Here is a 19,040-nt window from a genome sequence, read left to right as displayed (position 1 = left end):
TTAGAAGGCCTCCTGTATTTATTGCTACAAATTGTTCGCTGGAATGAATATTGTGCTACCTGTTGCCGGTTCGTAAACCCGGAATGGCCGGCAAGCACGCTACCGAATCCTTCTGATTAGCAGAATGTGCCTGGGACGTAGTTTTTAACCTGATTAAGTACCCATATTACAAGATCGACATATTGCCACAGACTGTAAGTCTGCCGGATAAACGATTGCCTATACTTACCAGGCTTATCGAATGCCTGGTTGTTTCTAACCTTAAAGAGTCGCCATATGAGCAAATTAAAACGATTACTTGCACTGCTACTATTTATTCCATTGCTGCTGCAGGCACAAACCCGGCAGATAACGGGAACGGTCACCGACGATAAAGGAGCGCCGCTGCCGAATGTTACGGTACAGATGAAAGGCGGGCGCACGGTGCAAACCGATGCCAAAGGCCAGTTCAGCATTCCCGCAGCCGGCACTGGTAATGTAAGCCTTACATTGTCTAGTGTTGGTTTCAAACCCACAACCATAAGCGCAGATGAAAATGCACCCGTGCGCATTCAATTGGAACGGGATGCCACCACGCTGCAGGAAGTGGTGATCGGTTATCAAACCGTTCCCCGTAGTAAAGTGAGCGGGTCCGTGTCATCCATCGCTGCCAGGCAAATAAAAGATGTACCCCTGGCATCCGCTGCGGAAGCCCTGCAGGGCCGGCTGGCCGGGGTTCAGGTCACTGCTACGGAAGGCGCACCCGGTTCGGATGTAGTAGTACGGGTACGCGGCGGTGGTTCCATTACGCAGGACAATTCGCCTTTGTATATTGTGGATGGGGTAGTGGTAGAGAACGCCCTGAGTGTGATCTCGCCACAGGAGATTGCTTCCATTGACGTACTGAAAGATGCTTCCACCACCGCTATCTATGGCGCCCGTGCTGCGAACGGGGTAGTGATCATTACTACCAAAGGCGGCCGTGCAGGCAAAACCCAGATCTCGTACAATGGCGCTTTCGGCTGGCGTGAATTGCCCGAGACCATGGATGTAATGAGCCCTTATGATTTTGTGCGCTGGCAATATGAACGAAGCCGTGGTAACCGCGACGACAGCATCAGTTTTGTGCGCACCTATGGCAGCACCTGGGATACCCTAGATGTTTATAAAGAACTGCCGGCCATCAACTGGCAAGATCAGGTGTTTGGCCAAAAGGCAAAGTTCAATAACCAGAACCTGGCGTTAAACGGCGGTAGCGAGAACACCACCTTCAATTTAAGCCTCACCAGCAACCGGGAAGACGGCATATTAATTGAATCAGGGTTCGACCGCAAGTTGGTGAACTTCAGGCTCGAGCACAAAGCGTCTGATAAACTCAGGATAGGCTTTAATGCCCGTTACCTCGATCAAACCATCCGGGGCGCCGGTACTACCAACAGCGGTACCCGCGCAACCAACCGCCTGCGGCATACGATCAACTATCGCCCTTTTGAATTGCCAACACCGGCCGGTGGCATCGATGATTTTGATGAAGCCTATTTCCTGGCGTCGAGCGGCGCCATTAACCCGGTGCTGTTGACCAGGGCCGAATACCGCCGCCAATATACAAAAGCTACTTACCTGAGCGGTTTCATTAATTACACCATTGTAAAGAACCTGAGTTTCCGGTCAACCTTTGGCTACGATAATGCAGCCATTCAGACCGATCTTTTTTTCAGTAAGATCACGCCTACTGCCCGCAACTTTGCTTCATTGCCCGTCGCATCCATCGGCGAGCAGAACAACAATACCATGAGCAACTCCAATGTACTGCAGTACACGCTGAATAATTATAGGGAGAAACACGATATCAATGTACTGGTAGGGCAGGAAGTGATTGACCAACGCATGCGCACAAGCGCCTTTGAGACCCGTTTTTTCCCATCGGATATTACGGCCGAAAAAGCGCTGGAAAATATGGGCGCCGGCGCTGCGCCCCCCGGTTCAACGCAACCATTGCCCACGACTTTTACGCAGCCGCCCAGCCGCATTTTTTCCTGGTTTGGCCGGGCCAGCTATGAGTTTGATGATAAGTACTCAGCTACATTTAACCTGCGGGCCGACCGCTCTTCGAAATTTGCATCAGAGAACGGAACCCTTATATTCCCCTCGGGTTCGGTTTCATGGCGTTTTAGCCAGGAAGACTTTATGAAAGATATCTCCTGGCTCAACGATGCCAAGATCCGTTTCGGCTACGGATCAGTGGGAAATAACCGCATCGATAACCTGCTGTATCTGCAATTATATGGCGTAACCGGTCAATACGCGTTCAATCATATTATTCAGCCCGGCGTGGCGCCCACTGCACTGCGCAATCCCGATCTGCGTTGGGAACGTAATACCACGATGAACCTGGGTATGGATTGGGCTGCCTTCAATAACCGTTTGCAGTTTACGGTAGATGTATATAAGAATACGGCCAAAGACCTGCTGCTGGCTGTGAACATTCCACCGACTACGGGTTATACGACCCAGTTGCAGAACCTGGGCGCTACCTCTAACCGCGGGGTAGAATTCCAGATCAATGCTATTCCGATATCTAAAAAAGATTTTACCTGGAATTCCAACTTCAATATTTCATTCAACAGGAACAAAGTGGAAAGCCTGGGCGGCGTAAATGAAATAACCCGCAACTCCGGCTGGCAGGGAAGCGATGGCGTTGATGATTACCTGGTGAAAGTAGGCGAGCCGGCCGGTCTTATGTATGGCTTTGTGACCGAAGGTATGTTCAGTGTGGATGATTTCAACTACAATCCCGCCAACCAAACCTATACCCTGAAGCCGGGCATTGCCAATAACGGCGTATACGGCCCTGCACAACCAGGTATGTTGAAGTGGCGCGATATCAGTGGTCCCAACGGCGAGCCCGACGGCCAGATCACGGCTGATTATGACCGCGTGGTAATAGGTGATGCCAATCCGAAATTTACGGGAGGCTGGAACAACCAGCTTACCTATAAGGGTTTTGACATGAGCATATTCGTGAATTTTGTTTATGGCAATGATATTTATAATGCCAATAAAATTGAATGGACCGACGGCGCTTTTCCCAATCTGAACATGTTGAATATAATGAAAGACCGGTTCACCTGGATCAATGATGCCGGGCAACGGGTAACAGATCCCAAGGAACTGGCCGCATTGAACGAAAATGCCAAGATCTGGAGCCCGGTGCGGGTACAGCGTTGGTGGCTGCACAGCTGGGCGGTCGAAGATGGCTCATATTTGCGGATCAACAACCTCACAGTAGGTTATTCATTACCGAAAACGGTGATCAATAGAGTTAAACTGTCAACCTTGCGCGTATATGCAACCGTGAATAACCTGGCCACGCTCACGAGTTATTCGGGCTATGATCCTGATGTAACGGCGCGCAGGAACGATCCCTTAACACCGGGTGTTGATTTTGCCGCCTATCCGCGTTCCCGTACCTGGGTCTTTGGTGTAAATGTCACTTTCTAAAAACAAAAAGATTGACGTATGAAATGTTTACGATTGTATCAATTGATCAGCGCCGCCATTATAGTAATTCTCTTTACCATAACAGGATGTAAAAAGTATACGGAAGTAGAACCTGAATCAGGTTATACCATCCCGGAAGTATTTACCGATGTGCCCAATGCGTTCATGGCAGTTATCGGCGTGTATGATGAACTGCAGGGTGATAACGGCTATGGCATTCGCGTCAGCATGTATTATCCTTATGATTCCGATGAAGGCATCGTAAGCGGGAATATCGACAATGGCCGCCGGGGTATTGGCCGTTATCAATTATTGCTCACGAATTCCGAGATCTCCAATCCTTTCCGGCAGTTATACCGCGGGGTCGAAAAAGCCAATCTCTGTATTGAACAGATCCCGCAAATGAGATTGTATACCGAGGGAACAGACAGCGAGAAGAAAGAATTACAACGCTTGTATGGCGAGTCGCTTACATTGCGGGCGCAATTCTTTTTTGAGCTGATCCGCAACTGGGGTGATGTACCCGCGCCGATGGTTCCTGCCTATCAGCAGCCCGATCTGTTTATCGGCCGCAGTGATCGTGATTCTACCTATGACAAGTTGTTGAACGACCTGGCTACCGCTATCGAGCTCCTCCCATGGCGTACAGAGGTGGCGCGCAATGAACGCATCACCAAAGGGGCGGCCAAGGCATTGCGGGCAAGAATCGCTTTGTTCAGGGGTGGCTATGCATTGCGCAACAATGGCCAGATCGAACGCCGCAGCGATTACCTTACATATTACGAGATAGCGAGAAAGGAGTGTGAAGACCTGATGGCGCGCCGCGACCAGCATACCCTCAATCCCAACTTTGAAAATATCTGGCGGAACGTAACCTCATTTACCTATGATCCGCAGGGTGAGATCTTGTTCGAAGTAGGCGCCGGCGGCGGTAACGGCAACAGTGACAGCCGCATGGGGAATTATGACGGTCCCAACCTCAACAACGCTTCGCGTTATGGCGCCGGAGGTGGTGGCATTATTATGCTGCCCAATTATTTTTATGCATTTGATTCCGTAGATACGCGGCGCGATGTTACCGTTACCTGGTACCAGGTGCCATCGGCCAACAATATAAAATCGATGCGCCGCCTGAATGAATTGAATACCGGCAAATACCGGCGCGACTGGCGGGTGCCGCTATTACCCGGTACGGTGTTGAATGTGGGTTATAATTGGGTCATGATCCGTTTTTCAGACGTATTGCTGATGTATGCAGAAGCGGTGAATGAATTGAATAATGGTCCCACCGCAGCGGCCATCGCCGCTTTTGAAGAAGTGAGAAAAAGAGCATACCGCGGCAATATCAATATGATCGGTACTACACCCACTGATAAAGCAGGTTTCTTTGCTGCGCTGGACAATGAGCGCTACCTTGAGTTTGGCCATGAAGGCATCCGGAAATTTGATCTCTTACGGTGGGGACAACTGGCTAATAAACTCAGTGAGGCAAGAACTAAGATAGAGCAGATCAGAACGGGCGCCGGCAGGTATGCCAATGTGCCGGATACCATTTACTGGCGGAACGTGGGTGAAGAAATACAATTCTATGCCGGTGCCAATACCGCTCAAACAGCGCAACCTTTCTGGCAGCCGAAACAGAAACCTGCATCGGGCACCTGGAATGCATTGCCGTGGAGAACTTATTTGTCTACAAACGTTATCGATAACAGGCCGCTGAGCGCAGGCATGGCCAGCTTTTTTCAAACAGGTAAAAGTGAGTTGTTCCCCTTCGATCAGGCAACACTTTCTGCTTACCAGGGAAGGTTGTCGCAAAATCCGGGTTATCAATAACGCGGCATTAAGGAGTGCCACACTTTCAAAGTATCGCACCGCTGTTCAAATACTGCTTAACTGTTAAGCTGAATGTGTCATGCCCAAAGGTGTGGCACATTTTGCTTTGCTTCACTTCAGTTTGCAACCAGTACGTGGGAACCTGCATCTAGGCAATTTAGAACTGAGTACTTAGAACTTAGAACTGTGAACTATGAACGAGTTCCGGGAACGTTTGCATAGAAAAAGGAACGCTGAATCGGTCATTTAACAAAATATCTCACTAGAATTGACATTGGATGTATGATAAAACGATTGTTATTCTGTAAGCAAGCCAGCCAGGATCGCCATGTGAACCGGAAGATCATGCTGGTAATTCTTCATTTAATTCTGTTCGCTGACCTCGGGGCACAGCCGCTTGCCTTTCCCGGTGCGGAAGGCTTCGGTCAGTATACTACCGGAGGCCGCGGGGGTAAAGTGTTCGTGGTAACCACACTGAATGACGATGGCCCCGGCAGTTTCCGCAAAGCCGTTCAGGCCAAAGAACCGCGCATCATCGTATTTGCGGTTTCGGGCACTATACACCTGCAATCAAAGCTTGAGATAAAGGGTAACGCAACCATTGCCGGGCAAACAGCGCCCGGTGATGGTATTTGTTTAGCCGACCATCCGGTGGCACTGGCCGGTGATAACATTATCATCCGCTACCTGCGTTTTCGGATGGGTGATAAGAACCAGCGGGGCGGTATGGTCGATGGCAGCGGAAGTGATGACGCTTTTGGCGGAACCCGCCGGAAAAATATTATCATCGATCATTGCTCTATGAGCTGGAGCACCGACGAAGTGTTCTCTGTGTATAACGGCGACAGTACTACCTTGCAATGGAATCTCATTGCAGAACCATTGAACTACAGCTATCATTTTGAAGCGGGCGATAAAGACTTTGAACGCCATGGTTATGGTGGTATCTGGGGCGGAAAACATTTATCAGCGCATCATAATCTCTTCGCGCATTGTAACAGCCGTAACCCGCGCTTCAATGGTACCCGGCAAATGCCGGATGAAAATGTAGATTATCGCAATAATGTGATCTACAACTGGGGCGGTAATAATGTATATGCCGGCGAAGGGGGCAATTATAATGTTGTAAACAATTACTACAAGTACGGGCCCAACACCCATAAGAACGTAATGCACCAGGTGGTGAATCCCTGGAGCAAACCGCCTGGGATCTCTTACGGTAAATTTTTTGTAGAGGGGAATTATGTCGATGGTTCAAAGGAAGTGACCAGCAACAACTGGTTGGGCGTACGTTTGGGCAATAGCAAGATGGGCGACGATCCTGCGCTTGCCAAAGCTACAGCTCCTTTTACCATTGTGCCGGTAACAACACAGTTAGCCCAGGATGCCTATGAACTGGTATTGAAACATGTGGGTTGCAGTTTGCCGAATCGTGATACCCTCGATGCCCGCATCGTCAACGATGTAAAGAACCGCACCGGCCGCTTGATTGATGTGCAGGGCGGTTATCAGCATGGAACGCCGTATGAAGCCACCGTGAATGCATGGCCGGGCTTGCAATCAACGCCTGCAGCGGCAGATAAAGACCAGGATGGCATGCCCGATGCCTGGGAAATCAAACATAAATTAAACCCGGCCGATGCCGGCGATGCAGCCGGTTACAAACTCGATAAACAGTATACTAATATTGAAATGTATATTAATGGATTGGGGAAGTGATGCATGTATAAAGTTGATAGGTAGAGAATGGTGACATGGTTTCTAACCAGGCCACGGTTAACCGCTTGATAAAACTGAAAAGTAAATACGGGTATAAATAAACAGCAATGAAAAGGTGGATAGTTATTGCATCATTAATACTGACAGCGTTTGCGCTGCCTCCCCAAAAAAAGATCACGGTCTGGTTGATCGGCGATTCTACTATGGCCAACAAGGAGATCAAAGCCTATCCGGAGCATGGCTGGGGCATGCCCTTTGGCTATTTTTTCGATTCAACGGTAACCGTTGATAACCGCGCACAAAATGGCCGCAGTACCAGAACCTTTATGGAAGAGAACCGCTGGGCGCCCGTAGTGGCTGCCCTGCAGGAAGGCGATTATGTATTCGTTCAATTTGGCCATAATGATGAGGTGAAGACAAAGAAAAGTTATACGACAGAAGCGCAATTCAAAGCGAACCTCCTTAAATATATATCCGATACCCGCAGTAAGAAAGCCACACCGGTTTTATTGACACCGGTGGCGCGCCGCAATTTCGATTCCACCGGCCATATTGCAGGAACCCACGACATCTATGCTCAAATTGTGCGTGACGTGGCCAACGAAAACAAAGTGCCATTGATCGACCTCGATAGGGAAGCACAGGCATTGATGCAGCAATGGGGTGTTGAGAAGTCCAAATTATTGTTCAATCACCTGGCGCCCGGCGAGCACCCGAACTATCCAAACGGAAAAGAAGATAATACCCACTTCAATGAACTCGGCGCCCGGGTCATTGCGCAAATAGTTTTTAAAAATATTAAAAGCCTCGGCCTCGAACTGGCAGCGCGGGTGAGAAAATAAAACCAATAAGCAATTGCCCATTGCATATTGTCTATTGTCGATTGCCAATTGCCAATTGCATATTGCATATTGTATATTGTCTATTGCCAATTGCCCATTGTCTGTTATGCCCATTGACTAACTTAAGTATCAAATATCATTGCATGTATCGAAGGCTTGTTTGTTTGTTGATAACGATCGCACTAGGTTCACCGGTTGTTCAGGCGCAGGAATTCATTCCGCTGTGGCCGGCCGGTAAGATGCCGAATTCAAAAGGCATGCGGTTAAATGACAGCATCTATAACGAACGGGTGTACCAGGTAGGTACGCCGGGGATCTATGCCTTCTTTCCATCGGTGCAGGAAAACAAACAGTGTGCAGTGCTGATTTGTCCGGGTGGCGGCTATCATCATTTGTCTTACCAGATCAGTGGTTTTCAGCTGGCCAAATGGTTCAACACGATGGGTATTAGCGCTTTTGTGCTCAATTACCGCTTACCCATTTCGCCCGATCTGGTGCAGCGGGATAAAGGCCCCTTGCAGGATGCGCAGCGCGCTATTCGTGTCATTCGCGCCAATGCCGCCAAATGGAATCTTCTACAAAACAAGATCGGCATTTTGGGCGTTTCCGCCGGTGGTCATCTGGCTGCCTGGGTAGGCAACAATACCGAAGATGTGGCTGCCATCGGCGATAGCCTGAATGCCATTGCGTATCGCCCTGATTTCACGATCCTGGTTTCACCGGTGATCACCATGGGAGCATATACGCATAAGGGAAGCCGCGATAATCTGTTGGGGCCAGATCCTTCAAAAGAGCAACTGGCAAAATTTTCCATGGAGTTACAGGTGCAGCCAAACACGCCGCCTTGTTTCCTGGTGCATGCGAATGATGACAAAGCGGTTGATCCCCGCAACAGTATCTATTTCTATCAGGCCTTGCTCGAAAAGAAGGTGGCGGCAAGCCTTCATATCTTTCCGCAGGGTGGTCACAATATTGCGCTGCGTAACAATCCCGGCTCTACGCAGTTGTGGACGGGTTTATGTGAAGCGTGGCTTGTTGAAATGGGATTTCTAAAATAGCTAGTGGCAAGTGGGGAAGGCAAGGAAAGAAGCGAGCTTCGAACATAAGTTTTGCAAGCCATATACCACTAGCTACCAGCATTCCCAATATAATCTTAGTTATGAAAAGTTTCAGGATATTATTGTTGTTGCTTTTTCCTGTTGCGAATGCCTTCGCGCAGCAAGAAAGCTACCCCAAATATTTGACCGTATCGCAGGATGGCAGCGGCAATTATAAAACCATTCAGGAAGCCGTAAATGCCATGCGCGATTTCTCACAGGAGCGGGTAACTATTTTTATCAGGAAAGGCGTATACCATGAGAAACTTGTCATCCCAAGCTGGAAGACCAATATTTCCCTGGTCGGGGAGAGCCGCGACAGCACCATCATCACCTGGTCTGATTACAGTGGTAAACCGTATGCAGATGGTAAAAAAGATGAAAGGGGCCGCGACAAGTTCAGCACCTTTAATAGTTATACCGTATTGGTGAGAGGAAATGATTTCCGCGCAGAAAACCTAACCATCCAAAATGCGGCCGGGCGCGTAGGCCAGGCCGTGGCCCTGCATGCAGAAAGCGATCGCTGCGTGATCGTGAACTGCCGCCTGCTTGGCAACCAGGATACCCTCTATGTGGGTATCGACAGCAGCCGCCAGTATTATAAAGACTGCCATATAGAGGGCACGACCGATTTTATTTTTGGTCCGGCTACCGTCGTTTTCCAGGACTGCACCATTAAAAGCCTGTCCAATTCATACATAACAGCAGCATCAACCACGCCCAGGCAGGCGTATGGATTTGTTTTTTTCAATTGTAAACTGCTGGCGGATACGGGAGCAACAAAAGTATTGCTGGGCCGTCCATGGCGCCCATATGCCAGAACCGTGTTCATCAATACTGAGATGGGGCAGCATATTTCCGCCATCGGTTGGGATAACTGGCGAAATCCCGCAAATGAAAAAACGGCTTTTTATGCCGAGTACAACAGCAAAGGGCCAGGCGCCAATCCCGAAGGCCGCGCCGCCTGGTCGCACCAGTTAACAAAAAAACAAGCCAAGGAATACACCCTGAAGAATATTTTTGGTGATTGGGATCCGTTGAGATGAGTTGACCAGTTGACTAGTTGAGCAGTTGACGAGTTGAAAAATTTGCCAGAGTTGATAAAGTTAATCGTCCCATTGACCATTGACCCCGCCCGAACGACGTTTAGTCGGGCGGGCATTCACCATTCACGATAAGAAACCGACTATAAATGAAAAAACTATTTGCATTAAGTTTCTCTCTCTTTAGTTTGTATGCATCCGCACAACAGCCATATGTTTCCAAGGTGTGGGTGCCTGATAACAAAAATGGTACCTATAAGAATCCGGTTATTTATGCTGATTATTCCGATCCCGATGTTTGCCGCGTTGGCGATGATTATTATTTGGTAGCTTCCAGTTTTGATGCCATACCGGGACTGCCGGTCCTGCACTCAAAAGACCTTGTGAACTGGACCCTGATCGGCCATGCATTGAAACGCCAGCCGCCCTATGACCATTTTTCGCAAGTGCGTCATGGAGGTGGAGTATGGGCGCCCGCCATCCGGTATCATAATAATGAGTTCTACATTTATTATCCCGATCCCGATTTCGGCATTTATGTAGTAAAAGCAAAAAGCATCAATGGTCCCTGGTCTGATCCCATCCTGGTGGAAGGCGGCAAAGGATTGATCGATCCCTGCCCGTTCTGGGACGAAGATGGCAAGGTATACCTGGCACATGCATACGCCGGCAGCAGGGCCGGAATAAAAAGTATTATTGTAGTAAAAAGACTCGACGCTACCGGCACCAAAGTATTGGATGGCGGCGTAATGGTGTTTGATGGCCACGATTTAGACCCTACACTCGAAGGTCCCAAACTCTACAAACGCAATGGGTATTATTACATTTTTGCCCCGGCCGGAGGAGTAGCTACGGGCTGGCAACTGGCGTTGCGTTCAAAAAATATCTATGGTCCCTACGAAAGAAAAGTAGTGATGGACCAGGGCAATACAAAGATAAACGGTCCGCACCAGGGCGCCTGGGTGGATACAAAAACCGGGGAGGACTGGTTCCTGCATTTTCAGGATGTAGGTGCTTATGGCCGTATCGTTCATCTGCAACCGATGAAGTGGGTGAATAACTGGCCGGTGATCGGCATCGATAAAGATGGAGATGGAAAGGGGGAGCCGGTGACTGAACATAAAAAGCCGAATGTTGGCAAAACATACCCGGTACAAACGCCGCAGGAATCGGATGAATTCAATGGGCACACGTTGGGATTGCAATGGCAATGGCAGGCGAATCCAAAACCCTATTGGGCTTTTCCGGCAAATGGCTCCCTGCGTTTATTCAGCGGTATGGTATCCGATACGGCAAAAAATCTCTGGTTTGTACCGAACGTATTAATGCAGAAATTTCCGGCAGAAAAATTCACTGCTACGGTAAAACTCGATTTTAAACCAAGGTTAGCAGGCGAGCGAACCGGGCTCATGGTAATGGGTTCCGACTATGCATATGTTGGCCTCACGAAGAAAGACGACGGGATCTATCTCTCTTACGTGGTGTGCGACAAAGCGGAAGCCGGTAAGGCCGAACAGGAAAAAGGGATTGGTAAGATCTCCGGCACAACCATCTACCTGCGGGTACAGGTTGCAGAAGGAGCCAAATGCAGTTTTTCGTATAGTGAAGATGGAAAACAATTCACAACAGCCGGTGAGACATTTACTGCGGTGCCCGGCCGGTGGATCGGCGCCAAACTGGGATTGTTCTGCACCCGCACTACGGTGACCAATGATGCGGGTTTTGCTGATCTTGATTGGTTTCGGGTGGAATAGTTGTAAAGGAATAAAGTGTGCGCCATGTTTGGATGGCTGTCGTTTTTGGCGGCAGCCGGCATGGCGCTTTCATTATTTCCAAAAATTGACTACATTTATCGCCGATTGATTGCTTATTGAAAAAGTATGACCATTAGCCTGCCACATATTCAGCAAGGTATATATGCCGGAAATGAACAATGTCTGGCTGAGCTGTACCGGTTATTCAGCAAACGCCTGCATCATTTTGCCCGGGCCATTACCCGCTCGCCCGAAATAGCTGAAGAAATAGTGGAAGATGTTTTTGTAAAATTGTGGAGCAACCGCCAGCGCATAAACGAAGTAGAGAATCTCACCGTATATTTATATGTTGCCGTAAAGAACAGGTCCCTGAACGCGATCTCGCAAAAAGCCACTGAGTTGATCAGGGCCCCTTTCGATGATCTTGACATCGAAGCGGGCCAGGTAGTTTCTGATCCCTATAACCTGCTGGTCACTGCCGAGATGATGAAACGCATGCAACAGGCAGTTGATAATTTACCACCCCGTTGTAAAATGATCTTCAAACTGGTGCGTGAAGACGGCCTCAAGCACCGTGAAGTAGCCGAGATCCTCAATATTTCCGTCAATACCGTCGATGTGCAAATGGCCATCGCCATCAAAAAGATCTGTTCCGAACTGCAGGTCAACCGCGCTGCCAGGGGGTTTGAAATAACCACCAGGAAGCAGTCGTGAATGGTCAATGGTGAATGGTTTATGGTGAATCCCGGCGAGGCCTTGCCTGGCCGAATGGTCTTTGTATTCAATAGCGAGTCAGCTCATCAGCACATTAGCATATCAGCACATTACTCCTTATGTCACCTCACGTTCAGGTTTGAAAAATATTTTTCTAAAAGCCTTAATGGTCTTTTCAAAAAAGCCTGTCCTTATAAACATAAACGCACCAGGCGAAAATGGAAACACCCGAAAGAATTTGGTTTTTGCTGTCTCGCAGTTTGAGCGGGGATATTACTGAACAGGATAAAGAAGAACTGAACAGCTTATTGCAGCAACATCCCGAACTGATGCAGCAATATGAAATGCTGCACCAGTTATGGTCGGTAAATACATCCGCGTCTGAAGAAACGGGGCATGGAGATAAGATCAATCGCATCCTGCAATTGTCGGCAGCAGAAACGGCTTTGTCGCACCCGGGCGCTCCTGTTGTACCTCTCAAAAAAAGAAGGAAAATATACTGGGCTGCCGCAATAGTAGCGGCGCTGGCGATCGGGACCTGGTTTTTTACCAGCTGGAACCGGAAACAGCAAGCCCTTGCGGCTAATGAAGTGGTGGCCCCTAAAGGAAGTAAAACCCGCACCATTCTGCCCGATGGGTCAACCGTATGGTTGAATGCAGGTTCCCGCATTGTGTATGCGAATTTCAGTGGTCCGGTGCGCGAGATCACCCTCGAAGGCGAAGCGTATTTTGATGTGGTAACGGTCACCTCGGCTTCTACGCATCAGAAAAAGCCATTTATTGTTCATGCCGGAAGCATCGATATCAAGGTGCTGGGTACCGCCTTTAATGTGAAATCGTATCCCGAGGAAAAAATAATTGAAACAACCCTGATCCGGGGGCTGGTACAAATAACCCGCAAAGGGGATGCGAGCAATAAACCTGTTTACCTGCATCCGAATGAAAAGATCGTGTTGCCCGCCAGCAGCTTTCTGGCAGAAGCCGGGGCGAAAACCAGCACGACAAATACGCCGCCAGCGCCACCGCAGATCATTCGTATTGACAGCACGGCAGCCGAGCATGAACATCTGGAAACAGCCTGGGTATATAACCGGCTCGAGTTCCGCGGCGACAATTTCGAACAGCTGGCCCTGAAGCTGGAAAGATGGTATAATATCAGGATCTATTTTGAAGATGAGGCAGCCAGGCAGCTGGTATTTAATGGTTCGCTGCAGAATGAAACCGTTGAACAGGCTTTTATGGCCCTGAAAGCAGCTGTCCCGTTCAATGTATCGATCAACAATAATGAGGTTTTTATAAAATCGATTCAATAATATGCATCCTACGTAACCAAAAAAAACGGAGAATGTTGGCAGCATTCTCCGCGCATTACAGGTTAAATTTTTCGGTGTTGTTTTCTCCGCGATCCCGCTGGCAGGCGGGAAGGGGAAGTGATTTCTTAACCCATAATAATACTAATGTATGAAAAGTTTTAGAACGGGCGGAAAAAACCCGTTGCTTTCCAATGCGCTGCTTGTTATGAAAATAACTACTTTCTTACTGCTTGTTGGTGTGCTGCAGGTGTCGGCGAAGGGATTCGGCCAGAATAAGCTGGATCTCAAGTATAAAAATGCCGAGATCGCTGGTATTTTGATCAATATTGAAAAGCAGACACACTATCGGTTCCTGTATAACAACCAGCTGCCGGCCATCCGGCAAAAGGTGACCATCAACCTTGAAAACGTTGATATTAAACAGGCGCTCGACAATTTGTTTTCCCAAACTATACTTACCTACCGTTTCATGGCCAACGGCCTTATAGTGATCAATGAAGGAACCCGTGCTGTGGAAAAAAAGGTTACGGGTAAGATCACTGACCCAAACGGAGCTCCGCTCTCGGGCGTAACAGTAACCATAAAAGGCACAACAAAGGCCACCACCACCAATGAGCAGGGGGTGTTTACATTAATGGCCGACGAAAACGATGTGCTTGTATTTTCCTATGTAGGCTACGAGTCACAGGAAATAAAAGTAGGCGACAAAACAATGATCACGCTGTCGCTGGCCTCAGCAGCCTCCAGCCTCGAGAACATTGTGGTGATCGGTTATGGTACGGTAAAGAAAAGAGATCTTACCGGGGCTGTTGTGTCGCTCAAAGGCGATGAAGTGAAAAAAGTGCCCGCGGGTAACGTCATGGAAAGCGTACAGGGTAAAGTGGCGGGAGTTGATATCACCCGCACCAGCGGTGGCGCGGGTTCTAACGTGAATATCACTGTTAGAGGTAACAGGTCGGTACTGGCGCAGAATACCCCTTTATTTATCGTTGATGGCATTCAGTATGCCAACTTCCAGGACATCAACCCCAACGATATCCAATCCATGGAGGTATTGAAAGATGCGTCCTCTACCGCTATCTATGGTTCACGCGGCGCTAATGGCGTAGTTATCATTACTACTAAAAGAGGCGCTTCCGGAAAAGTACGGGTAGGTGCGAATGCGTATTATGGAATAAGTGAAGTAGCTGGTTATCCCGAGCCGATGAACGGTCCGCAATATGCCGAACTGAAACGGCAGGCCAGCCGCACCGCCGGCGCCTGGAACTCACCGGCAGATGATCCCAATGTATTTAAGGCCGACCTGGCTGCCGCCACCAGTGGCCAGTCTACTTACTGGCCAGGACTGCTGTTACAGGATGGTTCACAGCAGGACTATGGCATTAATGTGGCCGCAGGCAGTGAAAAAACAAAAGTCTTCTTCTCTTTCGATTACTTTAAAGAAAAAGGTATTCTCAACAATGATTTTTCCGGCCGCTATACCTTACGCCTGAACATCGATCAAACCATTATAGGCACCTTCAAGGTGGGATTGCAAAGCCAGTTGACATATTATGATGAGAACCGGCGTACCGACAATATTCTCAACGTAGCCAATAAAGTGATACCTTATTTTACACCTTATAACCCGGACGGTTCAATTATAAGAATTCCCGGCAATGCCAACCAGGTTAACCCCTTGTTGGAAGAATTGCCGGGGGCTTATATCAATGAGACCAATACCACCCGCATTTTATCTTCTGCCTATGCAGAATGGAAACCTTTCCCAAGCCTTACCCTTCGCTCGAACCTGGGTATAACCAACAGCAGCAGCCGCAATGGTCTGTTCCTGGGAGAAAATACCATTACCCGCTTTACTTCAACAGGCTCGCTGGCAAAAGTGACCAACGCTACCCAGGCCGACCTTATCTGGGAAAACATCATTACCTGGAATAAAAAGTTCGGTGACCATGGACTGGATGTGACGGCCGTCACCAGCTATTTATCTAACAAGACCGACAGCGCTTATTCGCAGGGTACCGGACAGATCATTCCCGGCCAGTCATGGCATGCGCTGCTGAGCAACCCAAGCAACATTAATATCTGGAGTAATTATATTGGCAGCAACCTCTTATCGGGCGCCCTTCGGTTAAACTATAATTTCAAAGGAAAATACCTGTTGACCCTTACCGGTCGCGCCGACGGTTCTTCCGTATTGTTAAAAGAGAACCGCTGGTCTTTCTTCCCATCTGCAGCGGTTGCCTGGCGTATCATCGATGAAAATTTTATGGCCAGTCAGAACCTGTTCAGCGACCTGAAGCTGCGCGCCAGTTATGGTGTGGCGGGTAATGCGGCCGTGAAACCCTATTCAACGAACAGCGGATTGATCCTTATTCCACATTCATGGAACGATGTAAGTATGATCGCTTATGGCTATGATCCGCAGAACGGTAACCGCAACCTGAAATGGGAGTTGACCGGTACGCAGAACATCGGGTTAGATTTCGGTCTGTTCAAGAACCGCCTCAGCGCCAGTGTTGATTATTATGATTCAAGAACCCGTGACCTCTTGTTGCTGCGTCCCTTACCAGGTTCATCGGGCCATACCAAAGTGGTAGAGAATGTGGGTAAGACCCGTAACAATGGGATCGAGATCCAGTTACGTACCGTGAACGTGCAGAACCAGCAGATCACCTGGACCAGCGCTATTACCTATACACGTAATAAAGAACGCATCACCGAACTGGCAAACGGAAAAAATGATATTGCCAGCGGCCTGTTCATCGGCCACCCGGTGAAATCGTTCTACGACTTTAAGAAAGAAGGGATCTGGCAAACCGCAGATACTGCTTTAGCCAGAAGTTTTGGCTATAAGGCCGGTGATATCCGGGTAGCCGACCTCAGCGGAGATAAAGGCCAGCCCGATGGGAAGTTGGATGCTACTTACGACCGCACAGTAATAGGTTCAGCCGTTCCTGATTACACCCTCGGCTTCAGCAATGATATCAGCTATAAGAATTTTGATCTGAATATCTATGTTTTTGCCCGGGTTGGACAAACCTTCGTTTCTGACTACGCCAACAAGTTTGAGCCCAATGCCATTGAGAATGGCGCCAATGTTAATTACTGGACACCGGAAAACCCGACCAATGATTATCCGCGGCCGAATATCAATATTTCAAGAGCCTCCATGCCATTTGCAACCACCCTCGGTTACAAAGACGGTTCTTTCGTAAAGATCAGGAATATCACCCTCGGTTATACGCTGCCGAAAACACTTACCCAACGGTTCCACGTGAGCAGCCTGCGCTGGTATGTAAGCGCCAAGAACTATTTCACATTTGCGAAGGAGAAAGATTATGATCCGGAAGGGGAAGGTTCATTTGACAGGCCGTTGACCAAATTGATCGTTACCGGAATCAATCTTGAGTTCTAAATCTTATTCATTAGTGAATCAATATTTGAATATGAAACGTACAATAAATACCGTATTGTCTTTAGCGCTGACCGGTGCTGTGGTATTTACCTCCTGCGATAAAAAATTAACTGAATATAATCCCAGCGGATTGACGCCCGAAGCTACCTATACAAGTGCAAAAGGTTTTGATGCGCTGGTAAATGCAGCATACACATATACCCGGTACTGGTATGGAAAAGAAGAAGGCTACAGTTTATCAGAAATGGGTACCGATATCTGGACCAATGGTACCGGGGATGTTTTCCCGCAATTATCACGTTATGATAACCTGCAGGGCAGTAACACCGCGGCCCTCAACCTGGAATGGGATAATTTTTATGCAGCCATTTATTTATGTAACGACGGCATTGCCAAAGTAGGGGAGGTGGCCGACTATACCGCTGCCCAGAAAACAACCCGGGAAGCGGAGCTGCGCTTTTTACGTGCCTTCTATTACTGGCATATCGTAGAGACCTGGGGTGGCGTTCATTTCACTACCATGGCAACACCGCCCGGTGTGATTGAATCAACTGCCAATAAAACCCCGGTTGATCAGTTTTACACGCAGATCTTCGCCGACCTTGATTTTGCGGTGAAGAATCTGCCAAAAACTTCCGGTGATTATGGCCGCGCTACCATCCCGGTAGCAAAAGCTTTCCTGGCGCGCATGTACCTCACCCGGGGCATGAACGAACAGGCGTTCGCCATGGCCGATGATGTTATCAAAAATTATGGCTATCAATTGGCGGCCCGCTATGCCGATCTGTGGAATATGGGCAATTTGAAAAATAAGGAAGTGATCTGGGCTGTTGACTATTCTACCAATTTGTCGAATAATGATCTTGCCACATCTGCTTTTCCCACGGGGCATAGCCGCGGCAGCAACAATGGTCACATGTTATTCCTGCAGGTATATGACCAGGTGAACTCCGCCATCCTGCAGCGGGATATCCCCAATGGGCGGCCTTTCAACCGGTATATGCCTACGAAAGCGTTTTTGAACATGTTCAACGAGAACGACGATAGCCGTTATGAGGCTTCTTTTCAAACGGTGTGGTATTGCAATAAAGAAGCGCGGGCTGCTGGCAATACTTTTAATTCAAAAGATACCAACAATTTTAAAGTGGGCGATACCGTCTGCTTTACTTCCAAGAATACCCTTTCCGTTACAGACATGAATGCCAAACGGTATACGACCTACGATATGTCACGCGTATATAATGCGACTACGGGTATTCCCACCCAGCGGAGGTTTTATGTATCGCTGAAAAAATTTAAGGATTCAACGCGGGCTTCCTTTAATGAAGCGCAAAGCGTTCGCGATGTGTTTGTGATCAGGCTGGCCGAAATGTACCTGATCGCTGCTGAAGCCCAGTTCAAGCTCAATAAACCAGATCAGGCAGTCACTTACCTCAACGCCATTCGCCGCCGTGCTGCACATCCCGGCAGGGAAAGCGCGATGGAGATCACCGCTGCGCAGGTAACGCTCGACTTTATACTCGATGAGCGGGCACGCGAGCTGGCCGGGGAGCAATTGCGCTGGTTCGACCTGAAACGCACGAATAAACTGATCGATCGCATAAAAAACCTGAACCCTGATGCCGCCCAGTATGTAAAAGCATTTCATATAGTACGGCCTATTCCGCAATCACAGCTGGATGCGGTTACCAATAAAGGGGAGTTTATGCAGAATGAGGGGTATCAGTAACCCGCCAACCCCCGGAAGGGGATTGGCGAGTGGCGGCCACCAGCCTTGCATGATGGCCAATTGGTTTTGCAGACGATCGAATGATCGCCAATTGCCAATTG

The 19,040-nt window shown here is 48.7% G+C and carries 11 protein-coding genes; all 11 read left to right on the top strand.

All coding sequences use genetic code 11. The features are described from left to right. Positions 1-276 precede the first annotated feature (276 nt). The gene (locus JT717_RS05215; protein WP_205509146.1) at positions 277-3,480 is read left to right on the top strand and encodes a SusC/RagA family TonB-linked outer membrane protein; all 3,204 of its coding nucleotides are present in this window, start codon (positions 277-279) and stop codon (positions 3,478-3,480) included. Between the two features lie 18 nt (positions 3,481-3,498). Next, complete coding sequence (locus tag JT717_RS05210; protein WP_205509145.1) at positions 3,499-5,313, top strand: RagB/SusD family nutrient uptake outer membrane protein; 1,815 nt, start codon at positions 3,499-3,501, stop codon at positions 5,311-5,313. 282 nt (positions 5,314-5,595) lie between these two features. After that, a complete protein-coding gene (locus JT717_RS05205; RefSeq protein ID WP_205509144.1) occupies positions 5,596-7,032 on the top strand; it encodes a pectate lyase family protein in 1,437 nt (478 codons plus the stop codon). Between the two features lie 107 nt (positions 7,033-7,139). Continuing rightward, positions 7,140-7,874: a rhamnogalacturonan acetylesterase gene (locus JT717_RS05200; RefSeq protein WP_205509143.1), complete on the top strand. Its 735-nt coding sequence runs from the start codon at positions 7,140-7,142 to the stop codon at positions 7,872-7,874. A gap of 143 nt (positions 7,875-8,017) precedes the next feature. Continuing rightward, positions 8,018-8,932 carry an alpha/beta hydrolase gene (locus JT717_RS05195; RefSeq protein ID WP_205509142.1) on the top strand — a complete coding sequence of 305 codons (915 nt, stop codon included), beginning with the start codon at positions 8,018-8,020 and terminating at the stop codon, positions 8,930-8,932. A 101-nt stretch (positions 8,933-9,033) separates the two neighbouring features. Next, positions 9,034-10,017 carry a pectinesterase family protein gene (locus JT717_RS05190; protein ID WP_205509141.1) on the top strand — a complete coding sequence of 328 codons (984 nt, stop codon included), beginning with the start codon at positions 9,034-9,036 and terminating at the stop codon, positions 10,015-10,017. Between the two features lie 146 nt (positions 10,018-10,163). Then, positions 10,164-11,768 carry a glycoside hydrolase family 43 protein gene (locus JT717_RS05185; RefSeq protein ID WP_205509140.1) on the top strand — a complete coding sequence of 535 codons (1,605 nt, stop codon included), beginning with the start codon at positions 10,164-10,166 and terminating at the stop codon, positions 11,766-11,768. Positions 11,769-11,894: 126 nt separating this feature from the next. Beyond that, entirely contained in the window at positions 11,895-12,482 is a 588-nt protein-coding gene (locus JT717_RS05180; protein WP_205509139.1) for an RNA polymerase sigma-70 factor, read from the top strand. 218 nt (positions 12,483-12,700) lie between these two features. Then, positions 12,701-13,795: a FecR family protein gene (locus tag JT717_RS05175; RefSeq protein WP_205509138.1), complete on the top strand. Its 1,095-nt coding sequence runs from the start codon at positions 12,701-12,703 to the stop codon at positions 13,793-13,795. A gap of 148 nt (positions 13,796-13,943) precedes the next feature. Then, positions 13,944-17,210 carry a TonB-dependent receptor gene (locus JT717_RS05170; RefSeq protein WP_205509137.1) on the top strand — a complete coding sequence of 1,089 codons (3,267 nt, stop codon included), beginning with the start codon at positions 13,944-13,946 and terminating at the stop codon, positions 17,208-17,210. A gap of 31 nt (positions 17,211-17,241) precedes the next feature. Continuing rightward, the gene (locus JT717_RS05165; protein WP_205509136.1) at positions 17,242-18,939 is read left to right on the top strand and encodes a RagB/SusD family nutrient uptake outer membrane protein; all 1,698 of its coding nucleotides are present in this window, start codon (positions 17,242-17,244) and stop codon (positions 18,937-18,939) included. Positions 18,940-19,040: the final 101 nt, after the last annotated feature.

The sequence above is a fragment of the Longitalea arenae genome (assembly GCF_016924755.1).
Lineage (GTDB): Bacteria > Bacteroidota > Bacteroidia > Chitinophagales > Chitinophagaceae > Niastella > Niastella arenae.
This window is presented reverse-complemented; position numbering and strand designations above follow the sequence as displayed.